Origin of the sequence: Marinagarivorans algicola (assembly GCF_001292705.1) — a bacterium.
Lineage (GTDB): Bacteria > Pseudomonadota > Gammaproteobacteria > Pseudomonadales > Cellvibrionaceae > Marinagarivorans > Marinagarivorans algicola.
Genome location: NZ_LGAK01000023.1, coordinates 64,263 through 84,436, shown reverse-complemented (window position 1 = coordinate 84,436; position 20,174 = coordinate 64,263). Strand labels below are relative to the sequence as shown.

General features: G+C 46.9%; 19 protein-coding genes and 1 tRNA gene. 14 read left to right on the top strand and 6 right to left on the bottom strand.

Features of this window, described 5'->3' with window-relative positions; genetic code table 11:
- Positions 1-52 precede the first annotated feature (52 nt).
- Positions 53-502, bottom strand: coding sequence for a pilin (locus tag AC438_RS09630; RefSeq protein WP_053981044.1), 450 nt, complete (start codon positions 500-502; stop codon positions 53-55).
- 333 nt (positions 503-835) lie between these two features.
- Here AC438_RS09630 and AC438_RS09625 point away from each other — a divergent pair, with 333 nt between their 5' ends.
- The 6 genes from AC438_RS09625 to yacG all read left to right on the top strand — a co-directional run bounded on the left by AC438_RS09625 (position 836) and on the right by yacG (position 6,330).
- Entirely contained in the window at positions 836-1,201 is a 366-nt protein-coding gene (locus AC438_RS09625; protein WP_053981043.1) for a ComEA family DNA-binding protein, read from the top strand.
- Between the two features lie 424 nt (positions 1,202-1,625).
- Complete coding sequence (pilB, locus tag AC438_RS09620; protein WP_053981042.1) at positions 1,626-3,335, top strand: type IV-A pilus assembly ATPase PilB; 1,710 nt, start codon at positions 1,626-1,628, stop codon at positions 3,333-3,335.
- A gap of 3 nt (positions 3,336-3,338) precedes the next feature.
- Positions 3,339-4,553 (top strand): type II secretion system F family protein, encoded by a 1,215-nt coding sequence (locus AC438_RS09615; protein WP_053981041.1) that lies wholly within the window; start codon positions 3,339-3,341, stop codon positions 4,551-4,553.
- Positions 4,554-4,558: 5 nt separating this feature from the next.
- Positions 4,559-5,437, top strand: a complete 879-nt coding sequence (locus tag AC438_RS09610; RefSeq protein WP_394200822.1) for a prepilin peptidase — start codon at positions 4,559-4,561, stop codon at positions 5,435-5,437.
- A 13-nt stretch (positions 5,438-5,450) separates the two neighbouring features.
- Complete coding sequence (gene coaE / locus AC438_RS09605; RefSeq protein ID WP_053981040.1) at positions 5,451-6,056, top strand: dephospho-CoA kinase; 606 nt, start codon at positions 5,451-5,453, stop codon at positions 6,054-6,056.
- A 76-nt stretch (positions 6,057-6,132) separates the two neighbouring features.
- Complete coding sequence (gene yacG, locus AC438_RS09600) at positions 6,133-6,330, top strand: DNA gyrase inhibitor YacG (RefSeq protein ID WP_053981039.1); 198 nt, start codon at positions 6,133-6,135, stop codon at positions 6,328-6,330.
- Positions 6,331-6,502: 172 nt separating this feature from the next.
- On the opposite strand, the gene AC438_RS17345 is transcribed toward yacG, so the two are convergent.
- The gene (locus AC438_RS17345) at positions 6,503-6,634 is read right to left on the bottom strand and encodes a hypothetical protein (protein WP_274377610.1); all 132 of its coding nucleotides are present in this window, start codon (positions 6,632-6,634) and stop codon (positions 6,503-6,505) included.
- Positions 6,635-6,886: 252 nt separating this feature from the next.
- On the opposite strand from AC438_RS17345, the gene AC438_RS09595 reads away from it, so the two are divergent.
- Entirely contained in the window at positions 6,887-9,280 is a 2,394-nt protein-coding gene (locus AC438_RS09595; protein ID WP_053981038.1) for a TonB-dependent receptor, read from the top strand.
- A 20-nt stretch (positions 9,281-9,300) separates the two neighbouring features.
- Here the strand turns inward: AC438_RS09595 and moeB are convergent, their stop codons facing one another.
- The 4 genes from moeB to hemA form a co-directional block, all read right to left on the bottom strand.
- Complete coding sequence (moeB, locus tag AC438_RS09590) at positions 9,301-10,050, bottom strand: molybdopterin-synthase adenylyltransferase MoeB (protein ID WP_202904740.1); 750 nt, start codon at positions 10,048-10,050, stop codon at positions 9,301-9,303.
- 254 nt (positions 10,051-10,304) lie between these two features.
- Complete coding sequence (gene prmC / locus AC438_RS09585; RefSeq protein ID WP_053981036.1) at positions 10,305-11,159, bottom strand: peptide chain release factor N(5)-glutamine methyltransferase; 855 nt, start codon at positions 11,157-11,159, stop codon at positions 10,305-10,307.
- A gap of 3 nt (positions 11,160-11,162) precedes the next feature.
- On the bottom strand, positions 11,163-12,245 hold the full coding sequence (gene prfA / locus AC438_RS09580; protein ID WP_053981035.1) for a peptide chain release factor 1: 1,083 nt from the start codon (positions 12,243-12,245) through the stop codon (positions 11,163-11,165).
- Positions 12,242-13,570: a glutamyl-tRNA reductase gene (gene hemA, locus AC438_RS09575; RefSeq protein ID WP_053981034.1), complete on the bottom strand. Its 1,329-nt coding sequence runs from the start codon at positions 13,568-13,570 to the stop codon at positions 12,242-12,244. Before hemA ends, prfA begins: the two co-directional genes overlap by 4 nt.
- A 493-nt stretch (positions 13,571-14,063) precedes the next feature.
- On the opposite strand from hemA, the gene AC438_RS09560 reads away from it, so the two are divergent.
- The 7 genes from AC438_RS09560 (at position 14,064) to pth (ending at position 20,149) form a co-directional block, all read left to right on the top strand.
- The gene (locus AC438_RS09560; protein ID WP_082354070.1) at positions 14,064-16,028 is read left to right on the top strand and encodes a tetratricopeptide repeat protein; all 1,965 of its coding nucleotides are present in this window, start codon (positions 14,064-14,066) and stop codon (positions 16,026-16,028) included.
- 110 nt (positions 16,029-16,138) lie between these two features.
- A complete protein-coding gene (gene lolB, locus AC438_RS09555) occupies positions 16,139-16,756 on the top strand; it encodes a lipoprotein insertase outer membrane protein LolB (RefSeq protein WP_053981030.1) in 618 nt (205 codons plus the stop codon).
- A complete protein-coding gene (gene ispE, locus AC438_RS09550; protein ID WP_202904738.1) occupies positions 16,757-17,677 on the top strand; it encodes a 4-(cytidine 5'-diphospho)-2-C-methyl-D-erythritol kinase in 921 nt (306 codons plus the stop codon). It begins immediately after the preceding gene.
- Positions 17,678-17,689: 12 nt separating this feature from the next.
- Positions 17,690-17,764: transfer RNA gene (locus AC438_RS09545), tRNA-Gln, on the top strand.
- A 104-nt stretch (positions 17,765-17,868) separates the two neighbouring features.
- The gene (locus tag AC438_RS09540) at positions 17,869-18,798 is read left to right on the top strand and encodes a ribose-phosphate pyrophosphokinase (RefSeq protein WP_053981049.1); all 930 of its coding nucleotides are present in this window, start codon (positions 17,869-17,871) and stop codon (positions 18,796-18,798) included.
- A 109-nt stretch (positions 18,799-18,907) separates the two neighbouring features.
- The gene (locus AC438_RS09535) at positions 18,908-19,540 is read left to right on the top strand and encodes a 50S ribosomal protein L25/general stress protein Ctc (protein ID WP_053981029.1); all 633 of its coding nucleotides are present in this window, start codon (positions 18,908-18,910) and stop codon (positions 19,538-19,540) included.
- A gap of 21 nt (positions 19,541-19,561) precedes the next feature.
- A complete protein-coding gene (gene pth / locus AC438_RS09530; protein WP_053981028.1) occupies positions 19,562-20,149 on the top strand; it encodes an aminoacyl-tRNA hydrolase in 588 nt (195 codons plus the stop codon).
- Positions 20,150-20,174 lie beyond the last annotated feature (25 nt).

The following is a 20,174-nucleotide window of genomic DNA, read 5'->3' as shown; positions in this document are numbered from 1 at the left end:
GGGCCCATAAAAAAACCGCTCATATAAGCGGTTTTTTTATTAAAATCATGAATTAGCTCTTGCGACAGACTCTTGGTACAAATTTATTGAGCGCAACGGCAGAAATTTCACACGTCCAAGCCACGCCATTATTACCATAATTAGGAGAGAATGAGAGAGTTCCATTATCCAAGTCCGAGTTACCTGTATTACGTAACGCAATCGTAATCACAGCACTTGTTCCTACGGTAACAGATTCAACAATAGCTGAATTAATGTTAGTTGCAGTATTATCTAGGCCAACTTTGGCATTACTATCACAAGATGTTGTATCTCCACCTTCTGAAAGCAAACACTCTGTTACTGACGTCTTAGCCGCCGCCCCAAAACCAACGGCCTCAGACACTTTAGCTCTAATGGTGTAATCCTGATAAGCAGGCAATGCCACAGCCGCCAAAATACCGATGATCGCAATTACGATCATCAATTCAATCAATGTAAAGCCTTGTTGTACTTTTTTCATGTTAATCACCTATAAATAGTGTTTTTTTGAGTAAGGGTATATAGGTATTATCAAGTTGCGTGCCAACTTTGAATTAGGCCATTTTACTGAGCTGTAGCGCAATAGGGCGCTGCGACACGCATAGCAAACAGACAGTTTTGGGCGGGGAGTGACGTAAAATGGAGGCTAAGCACGCCAATACTGTCTTTGGGCCCTGTATTTCACATCGATATTCACTGTTACAACAAAAGGCAATCAATTAGGCTTCTTACTATTAATAGTTGGTATAACCTACCACCCAAAAGCATCTATGTTGTTAAAGTAAGTTTTTAAAACAACAACAAGGAAACAGCGATGCTTAACATTACCCTCAAAAAATTCACCATTAGCCTATTGATAACTGTCGGCGCAAGCGGCTTGGCCTTTGCCGAGCCCCTAGCACCAAAAACAACAGAGCACGCCATAACCAAACAAGCCGTGGCAGCGCAAGCACCCATAACCACTCAGCAAGAGCAAACCGCCCTTACTCGTATCAGTATTAATGCTGCCGATGCTGCCACCATGGCTGAGCACTTAGTTGGTATTGGGCCCGCCAAAGCAGAGGCCATTGTAAGCTGGCGCACAACCAACGGTCGCTTTACCGAGGCCGAGCAATTACTCCAAATAAAAGGCATAGGCCAAGCCACACTAAACAAAAACAAAAATCGCATTACACTATAAGCCGCTAATAAGCACTTTAATAAGCCGTTTAATAATGCACACCAAAATAGCAATCAGTGAATAAGCGGCGCAATACCACTTATTCACTGATTGCTACCTCTCACTACGAGCGCCCCCTAAAGCCACGCAAAGCCTAGGCACAATCCTCATATCCGAGTACCTTCTTGCTGTTGCAAACACAACAAGCAGGCTTACCATCTATTTCTCGGCCAACGGGCCTATGCTAAATAACTTATTTATTTTCAAGCTGTTATCTACTAGACTGTTTTAGACTACCTGCAGCCTACGCAGGGCTGCTTTTATGGCCTACAATAAACCCATTAAGTATGATTATTGACTTTTAGGGGTGCTGGCTTGGATAACACCGCGCAAGGTAACTAAGCTATAAGCCACCCAAAAACATAATAAACAAAGACAGAGCAGCATGACTTCTATCGCACTTAGCGGCCTAGCCAAACGATTAGTCCGCGATGAGCTCATTACCCGTGAGCTTGCGCAACAGGCAACTGATGCCGCACATGAATCTAAACGATCGCTCCCCCTGCATTTAATAGAGGTAGGCGCCAGCGGCGAGGCCATTGCACTAGCCGCCGCTGATGAGTTTGGCTCGCCAGTGCTTAATTTAAGCGCGTTAACACCCTCGCCAACCGTTAAAGATGTAGTCGATAAAAAATTAATTACAAAACACTTTGCACTGCCTATTTTTAAACGGGGTAATCGTTTATTTTTAGCCGTAGCCGACCCGACTAATTTACACGGCCTCGATGAAATAAAGTTTAATACAGGGCTTAGTACCGAAGCTATTGTTGTCGAAGCCGACAAGCTAACATCAGCTATAGAAACCTACCTAAAAGATAACGAAGAAGATCTTTCTGATAGCCTTGGCGGGCTTGATGATGACGCCCTAGAAAACCTCGATTTAGAAGGCACCGAAGGCACCAAACCCGAAGAGACACAAGAGGCTGACGAGGCGCCCATCGTACGCTTTGTGAATAAAATATTATTAGATGCTATTAAAGTAGGCGCCTCTGATATTCACTTTGAACCCTATGAGAAGGTTTACCGGGTGCGCACCCGCACTGACGGTATTCTTAAAGAGGTTGCACGCCCACCCATCAATTTATCCTCTAGATTATCGGCTCGCTTAAAGGTGATGTCGCAAATGGATATTTCTGAGCGCCGTATACCACAAGATGGGCGCATCAAAATGAAGTTATCTAAAACCCGTGCTATTGATTTTCGTGTTAATACCCTGCCCACACTGTTTGGTGAAAAGGTTGTACTGCGAATCCTCGACCCCTCTAGCGCAAAACTCGGCATTGATGCACTGGGCTATGAGGATGATCAAAAAAAGCTCTACTTAGATGCTCTGCACCAACCTCAAGGTATGATTTTAGTTACAGGGCCTACGGGCTCTGGTAAAACCGTATCGCTATATACCGGCCTTAATATCCTTAATACCAAAGAGGTGAATATTTCTACCGCTGAAGACCCTGTAGAAATTAACCTTGAAGGTATTAACCAAGTTAATGTGAATAACAAAGTAGGTCTAGGCTTTGCTGAAGCCCTACGCTCGTTTTTACGACAAGACCCCGATATTGTGATGGTAGGCGAAATACGCGACCTAGATACCGCCTCTATTGCAATCAAAGCGGCACAAACTGGCCATATGGTAATGAGTACACTCCATACCAACAGTGCACCCGAAACATTAACGCGCTTATTAAACATGGGCGTCCCCACATTTAACGTTGCCACTACGGTGAGCCTCATTATCGCCCAGCGTTTAGCGCGGCGCTTATGCCCACATTGCAAACAGCCCGATGAAATACCCGATGCCATATTAAAAGAAGAAGGCATGGATGATATTGGCATACCACGCGCCGAATTTGAGCTTTATAAACCCATTGGCTGCCCCAAATGCACCGATGGCTATAAAGGTCGTGTTGGCGTCTATGAAGTTGTTCGCATCACGCCTGAGATTTCTCGTATTATAATGGAGGGCGGCAACTCGATAGCTATTGCCGATGCCGCCAAGCGCGAAGGCTTCAATGATTTACGTATATCAGCCCTTCGCAAGACCGCCCAGGGGCTTACCAGCCTCGCCGAAGCTAACCGTGTTACCAAGGATTAACCTATGGCCACATCCAGTACCAACCAAGTTTATGCCTACAAAGGCATAGATAAAAAAGGTAAAAAAGTAGAAGGCGAAATGAGCGGTAGCAGCCCTGCCATCATCAAAGCCCAGCTTCTTAAGCAAGGTATACGCGCTAATAATGTGCGCAAAAAACCCAAACCTTTATTTGGCGGCGGCAAAAAAATCACACCGCAAGATATTGCTATTTTTACCCGCCAAATGGCCACCATGATGAAAGCCGGCGTACCCTTGGTGCAAAGCTTTGACATTGTAGCCGACGGCGTCGATAACCCCTCACTGGCTAAACTGATCCGTGATATCCGCGAAGATGTCGCCGCTGGCGGCGGCTTTGCCGCGGCGCTCAGAAAACAGCCCAAGTACTTTGACGAGCTTTTTTGCAACCTAGTAGAGTCTGGCGAGCAGTCGGGTGCGCTCGAAACCATGCTACACCGCATTGCTATTTACAAAGAAAAAACCGAACAACTCAAAGCTAAAATCAAAAAAGCACTCACCTACCCAATTGCCGTAGTGGTGGTTGCAGTTATTGTTACCGGTATTTTACTTGTTAAAGTGGTGCCGCAATTTGCCGAAACCTTTAGCAGCTTTGGCGCCAACCTACCGGCCTTTACATTGTTTGTATTGGGCCTCTCTAATATTGCTCAGGCTTATTGGCTACAATTTTTAGGCGTTTTAGGGGTCACTATTTTTGCACTAGGCAAACTTAAACAAAGCAATAAAAATTTTCGCAATTTACTAGACCGCTTAGTTTTAAAAGCACCTATTGTCGGCAAAATCGTCTACGAGGCAATTGTTGCGCGCTTTGCCCGCACGCTATCGACTACTTTTGCCGCAGGTGTTCCCTTAATTGATGCGCTCACCTCGGTGGCTGGCGCCACAGGCAACAGCATCTACGAAGACGCCACGCTAAAAGTACGCGATGAGGTCTCTACCGGTACCCAGTTAAATGTTGCATTGCGCCACTCGAATGTATTCCCTTCGATGCTATTGCAAATGGCCGCTATTGGTGAGGAGTCTGGTGCTCTAGATGAAATGCTCGATAAAGTAGCAGGTTTCTATGAAGAGTCGGTAGACAATATGGTAGACAACCTCACAAGCTTACTTGAGCCGATGATTATGTCTGTTCTTGGTGTACTTGTAGGCGGCCTCCTTGTTGCCATGTACCTACCTATCTTCCAGCTGGGTAACGTGGTTTGATCAGTATTGAACAATTTATATCGCTACACCAAAGTGCGCCTTGGTTTACCTTTGGTGTAGTATGTGTTTTAGGCTTGATGGTAGGCAGCTTTTTAAATGTTGTTATTTATCGTGTGCCAGTCATGCTATTTAAAGAATGGAAAGAAGCCTGCGATGACATGGCACAAGACCCTCCACAACACCTACCTGAGGGCACCTTTAATTTAGCCAAGCCTAATTCCCGCTGCCCTCACTGCAACACAGCAATTAAACCTTGGCAAAATATTCCGATTATTAGCTACCTCAAACTAAAAGGCGCCTGTGCAAGCTGTGGTAAAAAAATTGCACTGCGTTACCCCTTAGTTGAGCTTTTTACCGGAATGGCGAGTTTTGTTGTCATGTGGCAGCTAGGCGCTACTGCACAAACGGCCATGGCGCTGATTTTAATTTGGGCCCTTATTGCGCTCACTATGATTGATATTGACCATCAACTACTACCCGACAACTTGACCCTACCACTTATGTGGCTAGGCCTACTGTGCAACTTAAATGGCTTATTTACCGATCTTCATAGTGCGGTTATTGGTGCTATGGCTGGCTACCTGAGTTTATGGAGTGTTTATTGGGTATTTAAGCTTGTTACCGGTAAAGAGGGTATGGGCTTTGGCGACTTTAAGTTACTCGCCGCACTTGGCGCGTGGATGGGCTGGCAGCAATTACCGGTTATTATTATTTTGTCATCTTTTGTCGGCGCTGCTTTTGGTATTGCAGGCATGTTACTGGCAGGTAAAAATAAAGAGTGGCGCATTCCTTTTGGCCCCTATCTAGCCATAGCGGGCGCTATTGCGTTTTTTTGGGGAGATAGCATTATTACCCAATATTTAACGTTATCTGGACTGCGATAAGGGCCGCTTTATCGTGCACATTGTTGGCCTAACCGGCGGTATTGGCAGCGGCAAAAGCACCGTTGCTAAACTTTTTACTAAGCTAGGTATCCATAGCGTTGATATGGACGACGTTGCACGCTGGGTTGTTGCCCCAGGCGAGCCAGCGCTTGACCTTATTGCCCAGCATTTTAAGCACCCCAATATACTGTTAGCCAGCGGCGAGCTAAACCGCCCGCTACTGCGTGAGCTTATTTTTAAGGAGCCGTCTCAAAAGGCGTGGCTAGAAACTTTACTCCACCCACTGATAAGGCAGCGTACTCATGAGGCCCTCACCACAGCACCACGTCACACTCACAATGCACATTATGCTCTGCTAGTTAGCCCCTTACTGTTCGAAAAAAAAATAGCCGTCGAGGCTAGTATTGCCATCGATGTGACACCCACAACACAAATACAAAGAGCCAGCTTGCGCGATAGTAATACCCCCGAACAAATACAGCGTATCATGGCATCACAATTCGGGCGCGACACACGCAACGCCAAAGCAGATTTTATCATTGATAACAACCGCTCTTTGATCAATACCCAAGCACAGGTCAATGCGCTACATCATCAATTATTTCATCACTTTAAATAGGTGGCTTGCTCACACCGATACATACAGCACAAACTTGCATCACAACCACTATGCACAGCATTAAGCCTAAATACTTATGACAACAAAAACCTTATCCATCCCTTGCCCAAACTGCAAAAAAACGGTATTCATGACCGAGCAATTCCCCAATCGGCCTTTTTGCTCTAAACGCTGCCAATTAATCGATCTTGGAGAGTGGGCCTCTGAAAGTCGTCGCATTGCCGGCAGCCACAACGACGAAGACGCTGAATTATGGAGCGAAGGCACACCCTGAAAAACCGTGCCCCTTACGTTTGCTCAAGCGTTTATTGCAGCGCCCCAAAAAACAACCAGACAACTAGCTATATAAAATCTATTAAGTAAACGCGCCCTTAAAGTGAGCCCTCTATTTATAGCGCCATTGTGTGCCATATTGATGTGAATAAAGCAGCATCACTATAAACCTGCTAATCATTAAGCAAGCCTTCGAAATACCGCACCACGACACTCAATATGGCATCAAAAAAATCATAACGGCAACCAAAATAACCTAAGGACACCCAGCGCATTACAACGGTATTGATATTTTTTAAAAACACAGCAACATACCAAAAGCCATTCAATGCCCGCACTACCAAATAATAATCGACTTAAAATTAATCGCTTTTTATTAATTAATTCGTTTTATATCACAATGCATCAATGAGAGCCTTATAAACACCTCCTAAATGCACTGAGTCTCATAAGTTAATCATAAAGTGCTATGCACAGTGATCGATACCTGATACATTTTTGCACAATGCAAATTTGCAAACTCGCTACAATAACTGAGTCATCACAAGGAGATCCTAATGCCTATCTGTAAATCTCGCACGCTTGCGCTCGCTATCGGCAGTCTTTTAAGCTGCAACGCTACAGCCAATCAAGCGCCGCCTGCGCTAGAAGAAGTATTAGTGACAGCGACAAAACGAGAACAATCCCTTCAAGATATCCCGCTCTCTGTGGCCGCGGTTACCGGTGAAAAACTGGATGAGATAGGTGTAGAAAACCTTGCTGACTTAACGGTTTTAGTGCCAAATATTCATTTTACCCAAACCGGTATTAGCACCCAAATGCGCATCCGCGGTATTGGTTCAGATAACAGCCAAGGGTTTGAACAATCTGTTGCGGTCTATGCCGATGGTATTTTTCGTGGCCGAGCGCAGCTGTTTAGAGCGCCAATGTTTGATATGGATCGCGTCGAGGTTATGCGTGGCCCACAAAGTACGCTATTTGGTAAAAACAGTATCGCCGGCGCACTCGATTTAATTACAGCCAAGCCCACTCACGACCTCACCGGCTCACTAACCGCCAATTACGAAGCTGAATACGGCACCACCGAATTCACAACTATTGTCTCTGGCCCATTAACAGAGTCTTTACGTGGGCGTATTGCTTTGCGCAAGTATGATGACCCTGGGTACTTTAAAAACACCCACAAAGGGACTGACGAAGTTGAACAAGATATTGCCTCTGGCCGCGTAAGCCTTGAATGGGATGCTAGCGATGACCTCACCGTCAACTATATTGGTGAGCGCAACACCTTTGACACCGATGGCCGCGCCATCGAAATGACGCTTGATGAGCCCTCACTTATTCCGCCAGCGGCCTCCCCCTTTGGTGGCCTGACTTTTTCTCAAATCTTAAATGCTTTTGGCGCTCAAAGTCTTGATGCTGAAGGGTTTGATGGCGAGCAAGATTACACTCGTCAAACAGGGTCACCCGAGTTCAGTAAAAACCGCTCCACCTCTCATACACTCAAAGCGACTTGGGACGTTGAAGGTTACACGCTGACATCGCTAACAGGTGCAGTGAAATATGACTATATTGAGAACTGTGATTGCGATTTCACCCCTACACCTATTTTGGATTTACGCTTAGAAGAAGACTACTCTCAGCTCAGCCAAGAGTTTCGCATAGCATCACCGCTAGGTGAAGATGTAGAATGGCTCGGGGGTATATTTTTCCAAACATATGATCAATATTTTTACGACATACTTCAAATACCTCAAACATCACTCCTGGTCCCACTACTCGCACCTCAAATCCCCACGGCCACCTTACTCGCCAATAGCGGTGCCTCACGTAGCTTTAACCAGTCATCAAATACACAAGCCGTATTTGGTCAGGCCACGTGGAATATTAAAGATGATTTTCGAGTGATTGTGGGTGGCCGCTATACACACGAAAGTAAAAGGAGCGACAAAGAAATAAATGCGGTTAAATTTAATGGCGATGCCTATTCAGATGCCGAGGCTGCTATCGCGTACAATAATGCACTTATTTTTCAATCGCAGGTCTTTAAAACAGATACCGAGCAGCTCAAATTACGCGACCCCAATGCACAAGGTCATGACTTAATCGGTAACAGAAGTGAGTCTGCCTTTACCCCGCTATTAATTGCCCAGTGGGACATCAACGACGATAGCAGTACTTATTTTAGCTATACCAAAGGCTTTAAAGCCGGTGGCTTTGACCCTCGCTCAAACAAGCCCACAGCGTTTGAATTTGAAGAAGAAAAAGCCACTGCCTACGAGCTCGGTTACAAAAGTAGCATATGGGATAACCGCGGCGAAATTAATCTCGCATTCTTTTTAACCAATTATGATAATTTACAAGTTAGTCAATTCGATGGTGCAGTAGGCTTTAACGTAGGCAATGCAAAAGAAACCCGCGTACAAGGCTTAGAGCTTGATGGTCGTGTAGCTATTAGCAACCACCTGACAGCCAGTTATGGATTATCTTTACTGGATTTTGAATACTTAGATTTTAAAAATGGCAACTGCTATTTTAATCAGGTGGGCGTTAAGAACGACGTCGGCATTGAAGAGTGTGATTACACCGGAAAATCAGGTGTTTACACACCCGATTACACCTTTAACTTAGGGTTTGATTATCGTCGCGATGTTGGTCAAAACCTTGAGTTTGCTGCAGTATTAGACACCCAGTTTGTTGATGGCTATCAAGTCCACGTTAACTTAGATCCGAAAGGCGAAATTGACTCGCATACCCTAATAAGCTTGCGCTTACAAATTGGCGCCGACAATTGGCATGCCGCGATTTTAGGACGCAACTTACTCGATGAAGCCGTACTCACTTACTCCGCTAACGCACCGTTATCTGGTGGCAATTTCCAAACGAATACGTTTTATAGTTTTGTCAACCGCCCGCGTACCGTAGCACTTGAGGCAGCCTTTAAGTTTTAGAGGTATTTCATTCGCTGCGTTTAATCTACAAGGCCTGCACATATTGTACAGGCCTTGTCTTTTTTCAATATAAACTCTCGCCATTGGGCTTTTAAGCCATCAAAAAACTGCACACGCCCGTTAATCCCTTCGCCAACACCGGCCAACACCTTAATGGCTTCTAGCGCTTGATAAGCGCCCACAATACCCACTATCGGCGATAACACCCCCGCCTGCGAACAACTTAAGTTTTGCTCGCCCAGCAAGCCGTATAAGCACTGGTAGCATGGCGCTTCTTGGGATTGATTAAATACCGCTATTTGGCCCTCAAATCGAATAGCAGCACCAGAGACTAAAGGAGTTTGACCTTTAACACACGCTGCATTTATCGCACAACGTGTAGCGAAGTTATCGCTACAGTCCACCACAATATCAGCACGAGTTACCTGCGCTTGCAGCGCATCACTTTCGATGCGCTGAGCAATGCACTCAATAGTAACTTGCGAATTCAATGCCATTAATTGCTCCTTGGCCGATGCGACTTTTGTCATGCCTACGCGCCGTTCACAATGCACCACTTGGCGCTGTAAATTACTAATATCAACCACGTCATCATCCACCAATACTAACGCCCCAACACCTGCCGCAGCCATGTACATCGCAGCAGGCGAACCCAGCCCTCCTAGACCAATGATCAATACACGGGCATTTTTGAGGGCCAATTGCCCAGCCACATCAAATTGTGGTAATAATATTTGGCGGCTATAACGTGCCAGCTCTAAATCAGTCAGTTCAGGAATCATAAAAAATGTGCGTTAATCGCCAATGTAAGAGGAATGAAGCTCAGTCGCCAGATACTGGGTACCAGAGCTATATAGACAGCCAATACGAATAGGTAAAAGCAAAAGGTAACTCTTTAACCAAACTAAAAAGTCTCACCCCATCAGGTACTAATCAATGATTTTCTGGGGGGTTAAAACATCGGAGCATTTATATAGCAGCTATGGATGGCTTGAACGGCTCGGTCATATTCATAGTTTGGCAACTATAACCGATAGCCGCCCGTTACCCTCGGGTTGCCGCCGTAATCATTATGGGTCGCCACCTGCGCAAACCCCGTCAGTGTTAAATACTCACGGACTTTAACCGCTTGCTGGTAGCCATGCTCTAACCACAACGCACCACCCGTCTTTAATAGGTGATGCGCAAGATCAATAATGGTGAATAAATCACAATAGCCTTGCCTACCGGCAACAAGTGCACTTAAAGGCTCAAACCGCACATCGCCTTGCGCTAGGTGCGGATCGGCCTCATCAATATACGGAGGGTTACTCACAATGCAGTCAAACGGCGGCTGGCTTTTCACATGTGCCAACCAAGTATCATCAAGCCAACCGCCACGCTGTACGGTAATATTTTTACCTAAAGCCTTGGCGTTACGCTTCGCCAACAAGACAGCCTGAGCACTTTGATCAACGGCCGTCACGTCAGCGCTAGGTATTTCACTGGCTAATGCCAATGCTATCGCGCCTGTACCTGTGCCTAAGTCCAAAATTCGAGGAGCAGAGATATTAAAAGCATGCAGTGACGTTAACGCCACCTCAACCAATACCTCAGTATCGGGCCTGGGAATCAGCGTTGTATTATCCACCATTAAAGGGAGGGACCAAAACTCGCGCTGCCCCGTGATATGCGCTACGGGCTCGCCGGTCATTCTGCGTGCCAACATGGCTTCAAAGCTAGCCGTGACTTGGGGTGTTAACGCGCGCTCGGGCCACGTATAAAAATACGTACGATCAAACCCACTCGCAGCAGTCAATAACAACTCCGTATCAAGCCTTGGTGAATCAGACACACCAACCAAGCGCGCCGCTTGGCGCAACACCTCAGCAATGGTCATCGCTTACTCAGCTAAAGCGGCAAGCTGATCTGCTTGATACTCATTGACCAACGGCTGTACGACATCACCTAATTGGCCCTGCATAATTTCATCTAATTTATATAACGTTAAATTGATACGGTGATCAGTAACGCGACCCTGTGGATAGTTGTACGTTCGGATACGCTCCGATCGGTCGCCACTGCCCACTAAGTTTTTACGCTCATCCGACATTTCTTTCGCCGCTTTTTCTTCGGCACTGTTGGCAAGCTTTGAGGCTAATAACGACATCGCCTTAGCACGGTTCTTATGTTGCGAGCGCTCATCTTGACACTCAACAACTACACCGCTGGGCAAATGTGTTAAGCGAATAGCCGAATCGGTTTTGTTAACGTGCTGCCCACCGGCACCACTGGCGCGAAAAGTATCAACGCGCAAATCGGCTTTATTAATAGAAATTTCATCCATTTCATCGGCTTCTGGCATCACCGCGACAGTACAGGCCGAGGTATGAATACGCCCTTGTGACTCAGTCGCTGGCACCCGCTGCACACGGTGCGCACCCGATTCAAATTTGAATTTAGAATAAACGCCGGTGCCAATAACCCGAGAGATGATTTCTTTAAAGCCGCCATGATCTCCTTCATTTTGTGAAATCACTTCAAGTTGCCAGCGCTGGGCTTCGGCATAACGGCTATACATGCGAAATAAATCGCCAGCAAATATGGCTGCCTCATCTCCACCGGTACCGGCGCGAATTTCCAAGTAAACATTTTTGCCATCACGCGGGTCTTTAGGCAATAAAAGCTTCTGCAACTCAAGCTCTAAAGGCTCTATTTGCTGTTGAGCTTCGCTTAATTCCTCTTGCGCCATTTCGCGCATTTCGGGGTCAGACTCCTCTAGCATGCTGCGCGCATCATCCATATCGCTTTGGATTTTTTCATACTTTTCAAAGCATAAAACAACAGGCTCTAGCTCGGCATATTCTTTAGAAAGCTCACGGAATTTATTTTGATTACTGATAACTTCGCTATCGCCGAGCAAAGCGCCAACTTCTTGGTAGCGCTCAGCCAAAGTTTGTAATTTTTCCAGAATACTGGGTTTCATGGTTTCTCGCTGTTTAAATCTATGTTCTGGCCCTTTGAATCATTCGTAGCCGGTAGGGTATCGGTACCTACATCTAACTCAAACAATGCTTGGAAGGTATTAATCGCATCAAAATCGCCCTCAGCGCCCGCTTTACGCAGCTTGGCAGTAGGCTTATGCATTATTTTATTGGCTAAATTACGTGCCAATTGATTGAGTGCGTCGCTAGGCTCAACACCACTTTGTAACAGTTTTAGAGCTTTTTCTAGCTCTGTTTCGCGCAGCGCATCAACCGAGGCCCTAAAAGCTTTAACCGTTGCGACAGCATCTAAGCTATTAAGCTCTTTTTGATAGCGCCCAACACCTTCCTCGATAATCTCGGTGGCAATTTCAGCAGCCTGCTCGCGTGAACGCATATTTTCGTCGATAACCTCCTTTAGGTCATCAACGGTATACAAATAAACATCGTCCAATTCACCCACTTGGGCTTCGATGTCACGCGGTACAGCAATATCCACCATAAAAATCGGCTTGTGGCGCCGCCGCTTAAGTGCCGCCTCTACTGCACCTTTACCTAAGACAGGCAATTGGCTTGCAGTACTGGAAATCACAATATCAGCTTTGTGTAAATGCTCGGGAATTTCAGCGAGCAATATCGCTTCACCGCCAAACTCTTCTGCCAACCGTGCCGCATTCGCCAAGGTACGGTTAGCCACAATAATTTTTTTGAGTCCTTGCTTGGCGAGATGCTGCGCCACTAACTCAATGGTTTCACCTGCGCCAATGAGCAAAGCGGTGTCATTTTTTAAATCAGAAAATATTTGCTGCGCCAATGTCACCGCCGCATAAGCAACCGAGACAGGGTTTTCACCAATCGCCGTTTCTGAGCGCACACGCTTGGCCACCGAAAACACCTGATGAAAAGCGTTGTGCAACCCACTTTTTAAGCTGCCCGCTTCATTGGCTGTCGCGTAAGCCGATTTCATTTGCCCCAGTATTTGCGGCTCACCCAATACTAACGAATCTAACCCACTAGCGACCTTCATCATGTGGCGGGCGGCGTCTGCACCTTCATGCACATAGTGGCAAGGCTCTAAAGCCTCTAAAGGCGTGTTATGAAACTCAGACAACCAACCAAGCAGTTTTTGCCCACCTTGGGTATCGTCAGTAATATTGGCATAGATTTCGGTGCGATTGCAGGTCGATAAAATCGCCACCTCTTGCAATGTTTTACCACTACTGGCTTCACGAAGTGCGGCCGCCATTTGCTCCGGCGAAAAAGCCACAGCTTCACGCACGTCGACAGAAGCCGTATTGTGATTTATTCCCAAAGCAATCAGGGTCATAAGGGAGGTCACTTACACCAAATTAATCATTAAAAGGTTGGCTTTAACCCCCCATCACAGAGTGTCTGCCAAGCAAAGCGGTCTATTGTCTGCGCAAGCGGGCAAGCTGACAAGTGGTATGGCGACAAATTGTGGCGTTATACGCTATTCCACAAGACAAAAAGTCACTATTACAGGGTCTAATATACCGCGCTAAAAACACAAAACCGTTATTTAAAAACATAAAACGTCTCAAAACGACAAAGGAGCGAAATAAAACCCTCATTATCTATGCTAAAACTATACAGATGCCTGTTATAGTTTTAGCGCTACTCAAATTATAGTTTTAGTTCTACCCAAAAACCTGTGATTCAAGAGCAATGCCTTTTATAACATAAGCGCAATCATCACCATACGGCCTCCAGTGAACTGTTACAGCTCGGCCATATTAACTACCGCTGTGTCTGCGCGATCGCAATAGTGTAAGGCCATCGATTTACCAAAGGTTTCAATTTTGTCTAACTTTTTTGCATATATTACCGCCGCCAAGCAACCTCGTAAGGTGAGTATTGGCTCACTAGCTATCCGGCGACTACCGATGACATCACTGTCAATAGTATCACTGTCAGTGTTATCACTCTGGATTGCTGGTTGCGCAAGCCAACTACCCGCTAAGACTGTGCACATAGAGACTGCCCCCCCTCCCATTGTAGAGCCCGTTGAGCCCTTCAGCACAGAAACTTTATACTCACTCATGGTAGCAGAGCTTGCCGGTAGCCGAGATCGCCTCGATATCATGTTGAGTAATTACATAAAACAAGCGATTGATACTCAAGATGTCGGCGTCACCGAGCGCGCCGCCCACTTGGCCAACTTTGTCCGCGATAGCGAAGCCACCTTACAAATGGCCAATCAATGGGCCGCTTTAGCACCGCACAACACGCAAGCACGCTATATGGCGATGGCGGCTTTATCCGATGCTGGTCGCTATTTTGAAGCCTTTGAGCATGGCCGCTACCTCTTGAATCACAGCGCTCAAGCCATACAAGCCCCAAAAAAAGCTCACGATACACAAACAGAATCCGCGCACTCATCCCCGTCAGTCACTGAACCCACACCGCAATATAGCGCGCATGGCCTAGACGCCTTAGCAGTCAAAGCCACCAACTCTGATGCCAGCCAAGAAACACTCGAGGCCCTGTTAAAACTGTATACGCCTTTGCGCGAGCAATACCCACAGGAGGCTGAACTGGCTCTTGCCGTAAGCTTTTTAGAGTACCCCCTCGATCGGTTGCCTCAAGCACTCGCCAATGCGAAATCTGCTCAAAAGCTGCGCGCTGACTATCAGCAGGCCTATATACAAGAATTGCGCGTTTTGGGCGCACAAAACCCAGAAATCGCCCAAAAGCGCCTTGGCGAAATCGTTCAGCGCTTCCCCAATAACCAACGCCTACGCCTGCAATATGCACGCAACCTTACGCAAAACGATCTCTCGGGCGCAACAGTACAGTTTGAGGAGCTCCTCAAGCAGGCGCCCGGTGATGGTAATATTCAACTTGCGCTGGCGCTCACTTACTATCAGCTTGACAACCTCGATGCCGCAAAAATGCATTTTACTCCTCTTACCAGTCTCACCAGCGCCCGCCCCCAAGCACATGCTGATACAGAGCCTGATATGGTCAGCCTCATTGCGGCCACGCCAGCGCAAACGGCCACCGCCTATTATTACCTAGGCAAAATAGCACAGCAGCAAGATGCACCTTTAGAGGCTATCGAATATTATGTCCGCGTATTGCCAAGCAAAGAATTCTTCCCTGCTCTAGCGCAAGCTGTCAGCCTAATGCATCAGCATCAGCAACAACAAGCCGCACTGCAACTGCTACTTGGGCATCAATTAACCGCAGATGAGGGCTATCAAGAAGGCATTCACCTGCTGCTGGCCGATCACTATCGCAGTCAGGGTCTTTTAGATCAGGCCAAGCAAACGCTTAGCGACGCAATCCAGCAATTTCCTCGGTCGCAGCACTTGCTTTTTAATCGCGCTATGATATTTGTCACACTCAATAATATGGTACTGGCTGAAAACGACCTACAAACCATACTCGCAATCAACCCCGATAATACCGACGCCCTTAATACGCTAGGGTATATCTTGGTCGATGCCAATACACGTCTAGAAGAGGGTAAAAGCTATATCGAACGCTCTTTAAACCTTGCGCCCAACAACCCTGCTACCATCGATAGCTTGGGCTGGGCTTACTACCGCCTAGGTCAATATGCCAAGGCTACCGCATTACTCAAACAAGCTTTAAAACTCATGCCTAGCGATGAAATTGCCGCACACTTAGGTGAAGTACTCTGGGTAAGCGGGCAAAAAGATTCTGCTCTCGCCGTTTGGAAACAAGGCCTAGCGCTCAACCCACGCAGTGCACATATTCATCAGCGCTTAAAAGAATTTAATCTTTTGAGCGAGTCTTAAATAAACCTTAGGGCGCTGCACGACTATGACGCAGCGGCGCCTTTATGGAAGTTTTATATTGACTTTGACAGGCACTAACACCGACATCCACCTCTTACAGGGTTAAACACATGCGCTTTTTACTGCTCTTGCTTGCTATCAGCTTAGCGGGCTGTCAATCTTTCAACCCACAAAAAAACACCTCTAGCTCACTCCAACCCATCGACCCCGCTGTTGCTATTTTGGCTCAAAAACACCGCAAAAAGCTGGCAAAGTTCAATAAATGGGTAGCAAAAGGCAAAATCAAGATTTCGGCTCAAGGCGACCCTAACAGCGCATCATTTGAATGGCAGCAATTTAATAATAATTATGACATTAACTTTTTTGGGCCTTTTGGTTATGGCAATAGCTGGCTACGCCGTACCTCAAAAGGCGTAACACTCGAAGTTCCCGAGCGCCCACCACAACGTGCGAGGACCGCCGAACAACTACTCCAACAAACCGTCGGCTGGCAAGCGCCCATTAGCGACCTGCAATACTGGATCAAAGGCCTACCAGCACCTCAAGGCGTTGTAGACAAGCAACACTTCACCCAGCATGGGGCGCTTAGTCAACTTCAGCAGCAAGGTTGGGACCTTGCGTTTAGCCGCCATCAACACTACCAAGACCTCTGGCTACCGGGTAAAGTAGTTGCGAGCCGCCAAGGCGTGACCGTTTTAGTGATTATTAAACAATGGACTCAACCGTAAATGTCAGCGATAAATACCCCTTTAACATTACCAAGCCCTGCTAAGCTGAATTTATTTTTACATATTAACGGTCAGCGCGAAGACGGTTATCACTTACTGCAAACAGTCTTTCAACTTTTGGATTATGGCGATGAACTCAGTTTTACGAGCAATACCACCGGCGAGCTAACGCTCACACCTGAGATGGTCGGGGTACCCAACGCTCAAAATCTGATTATCAAAGCTGCCCACTTACTGCAAAAATACATTAAGCAAAAAAATACACAAAAAAAGCACTTCAAACCGTCACATCAGCAAAGCAGCTGCGCACAGCTGGGAGCAAACATTACGCTCATCAAGCGCTTACCTATGGGTGGCGGCATTGGTGGCGGTAGCTCTAATGCCGCGACTACGCTACTCGGACTTAATAAGCTGTGGAACGCAGGACTTAGCCTAGATGAACTCGCGGCACTGGGCCTGACACTGGGCGCTGACGTCCCTGTATTTATCCATGGGCGCAGCGCTTGGGCTGAGGGGATTGGCGAAAAAATCACGCCCGTTGATTTACCCGCCAAGTGGTTTGTCGTCCTTCGCCCTGATGTTCATATCTCTACTGCTGAAATTTTTTCAAAAAAAAGTTTGACAAGAGATACTCCGATCATTAAAGTGGCGGCCTTCCTTGAGGGGGACAACGAAAACGACAGATCAAACGTCAAAAACGATTGTCAAGATGTTGTTATTAAACATCACCCAAAAGTGAAGCAAGCGGTTGATTGGCTTAGCTCTTTTTCGCCAGCGCAGCTTACAGGAACAGGGTCCTGCGTATTTGCAGCCTTTGACAGTGAAGCAAGTGCGAGAAATGTATTAGCTAGCAAACCTGAAAACATTGAAGGCTTTATTGCCAAGGGTGTTAACAGATCGCCGCTACACGCATTGATATAAATGTGCATCTACTGGGATGTCGCCAAGTGGTAAGGCAGCAGGTTTTGATCCTGCCATTCGCAGGTTCGAGTCCTGCCATCCCAGCCAATTTCTCTAGCTTTCCTCTACTGTGAATTACTGCAGTTGCTGCAAATCCCTGATTAATCATTTGATGTTTAACCGATATACAAGGTGATCACGTGCCTGATTTGATGGTTTTTACCGGAAACGCTAATCCCGATCTCGCTCAAAAAATAGTTGACCAGCTAGGCATCCCTCTAGGGGACGCGACAGCCTCACTGTTTTCTGATGGTGAAATTTCTGTAGAAATCAACGAAAATGTTCGCGGTCGCGACGTTTTTATTGTGCAGTCTACCTGCGTTCCAACGAACGATAACATCATGGAATTGTTATTGATGGTTGACGCTCTTCATCGCGCTTCAGCAGGTCGCATTACCGCTGTTATCCCCTACTTTGGTTACGCCCGCCAAGATCGCCGTGTGCGCTCGGCTCGCGTACCCATTAGTGCGCGTCTTGTCGCTGATATGATGGCAACCGCTGGCGTTGACCGCGTATTGACCGTTGACCTACACGCCGAGCAAATCCAAGGCTTTTTTGATGTGCCAGTCGATAACGTTTACGGGTCATCTGTTTTGCTCAACGATATCGAGCAGCAAGGCTTTGAAAACCTCACAATTGTCTCTCCTGATATCGGTGGCGTTGTGCGTGCACGCGCCGTTGCCAAAGAAATGGGCGTTGATCTTGCTATTATTGATAAGCGTCGCCCTAAGGCCAATGTAGCCGAGGTCATGAATATTATTGGTGAAGTCGAAGACCGAACCTGTTTATTGGTCGATGATATGGTCGATACTGCAGGCACACTCTGCCACGCAGCCGCCGCCCTTAAAGCCCATGGCGCACGCCGAGTAGTGGCATATTGTACGCACCCTATTCTTTCGGGCCCTGCTGTTGAGCGCATTGCGCAGTCAGAGCTAGACGAGCTCGTGGTGACAGACTCTATCCCACTAAAAGCGGCATTGCGTGAACACGGTAAAGTCAGGCAACTCACACTAGCACCTATGCTAGCCGAAGCCATGCGGCGCATTAGCAATGAAGAATCTTTAAGCGCAATGTTCCGCTAGGGCACGATAAAAACGCCCCAAAGAGCATTAATAACCCGCTGATATCTTATCGGCATTTTAAATCGTAGTGCGCAGGTCGCGGCGCACTACACATACTGAGGATACACCCATGTCTACTGAAGACTTTAAAGTTATCGCATCATCTCGCGAATTGTCAGGGAAAGGTGCGAGCCGCCGCCTGCGTCGCGAGCAAGGCTTATTGCCTGCTATCATTTACGGTGGCGACAAAGCCCCGCAAAGCGTTACACTAGTGCATAAAGATCTCATCAAGCATTTAGATAGCGAAGCGTTTTACTCGCACATCATTACCATCGAAGTTGATGGCACAGCGGAAAGCGTTATCCTAAAGGACCTACAACGCCATCCTGCTAAGCCGGTTATTTTACACGCTGACTTTTTACGCGTATCAGCCGATAGCGCGATTACCGTCAGCGTACCTTTGCACTTCGTTAACGAAACAACTAGCAAAGGCGTTAAAGTGGGTGGCGGTATCGTTAACCACACCATGACTCAGCTAGATATTTCTTGTCTACCAGGCCAATTACCTGAGTACATCGAGGTGGACTTGATTGATGTTGAAGTGGGCCAAACCGTTCACATTTCCGACATCAAACTGCCCGAAGGCGTTAGCTCTGTTGCATTAAGTCACGGCGCAGACCACGACCTACCTGTAGCATCAATCATTAAGCCTAAAGGCGTTAGTGATGACAGCGATGCCGAAGAAGAAACCACAGAAGCATAAGTATTGAGAGGCTGACCAATTGTGAAAGCACCTGTTCAGCTTATTGTGGGCCTGGGTAATCCGGGCTCACAATATCAACACACCCGCCACAACGCTGGCGAAGACTTTGTGACCGAGCTATGCCATAAATATGGCGGCACACTCACAAGTACACCTAAATTTTTTGGTCATAGCGCGCGCATCAACATTCACAACCGCGATATTCGACTATTAGTGCCCACCACCTACATGAACCTTAGCGGCAAAGCCGTCGGTGCAATGTGCCAGTTTTACAAAATACCTGCAGAAGCTATTTTAGTGGCCCACGACGAGCTCGATCTTGCTCCGGGTATCGCCAAACTTAAAGTCGGTGGCGGTCACGGCGGCCACAATGGTTTACGCGATATGATAAGCGCCTTAGGCAACAACAAAGATTTTGCTCGCTTACGCCTCGGTATTGGCCACCCAGGCCATGCCAAGCTGGTGGCTGATTTTGTGCTCAAAAAAGCCCCGCAACAAGAGTTCGCCCTAACACAAGACGCTATCGGTCATGCCCTAAACGTCATGCCCGACATTGCCGCTGGCCACTGGGAAAAAGCTATGAAAGAGCTACACACCCAAGCAAAGTAGCCCGCACATAATTTAATATCATCCA

Bases quoted from the DNA above. Each gene is read 5' to 3' on its own strand.
- AC438_RS09630 (WP_053981044.1), bottom strand. From the start codon at position 502: ATGAAAAAAGTACAACAAGGCTTTACATTGATTGAATTGATGATCGTA.
- AC438_RS09625 (WP_053981043.1), top strand. From the start codon at position 836: ATGCTTAACATTACCCTCAAAAAATTCACCATTAGCCTATTGATAACT.
- pilB (WP_053981042.1), top strand. From the start codon at position 1,626: ATGACTTCTATCGCACTTAGCGGCCTAGCCAAACGATTAGTCCGCGAT.
- AC438_RS09615 (WP_053981041.1), top strand. From the start codon at position 3,339: ATGGCCACATCCAGTACCAACCAAGTTTATGCCTACAAAGGCATAGAT.
- yacG (WP_053981039.1), top strand. From the start codon at position 6,133: ATGACAACAAAAACCTTATCCATCCCTTGCCCAAACTGCAAAAAAACG.
- AC438_RS09595 (WP_053981038.1), top strand. From the start codon at position 6,887: ATGCCTATCTGTAAATCTCGCACGCTTGCGCTCGCTATCGGCAGTCTT.
- prmC (WP_053981036.1), bottom strand. From the start codon at position 11,159: ATGACCATTGCTGAGGTGTTGCGCCAAGCGGCGCGCTTGGTTGGTGTG.
- prfA (WP_053981035.1), bottom strand. From the start codon at position 12,245: ATGAAACCCAGTATTCTGGAAAAATTACAAACTTTGGCTGAGCGCTAC.
- hemA (WP_053981034.1), bottom strand. From the start codon at position 13,570: ATGACCCTGATTGCTTTGGGAATAAATCACAATACGGCTTCTGTCGAC.
- lolB (WP_053981030.1), top strand. From the start codon at position 16,139: ATGCGCTTTTTACTGCTCTTGCTTGCTATCAGCTTAGCGGGCTGTCAA.
- ispE (WP_202904738.1), top strand. From the start codon at position 16,757: ATGTCAGCGATAAATACCCCTTTAACATTACCAAGCCCTGCTAAGCTG.
- AC438_RS09540 (WP_053981049.1), top strand. From the start codon at position 17,869: ATGGTTTTTACCGGAAACGCTAATCCCGATCTCGCTCAAAAAATAGTT.
- AC438_RS09535 (WP_053981029.1), top strand. From the start codon at position 18,908: ATGTCTACTGAAGACTTTAAAGTTATCGCATCATCTCGCGAATTGTCA.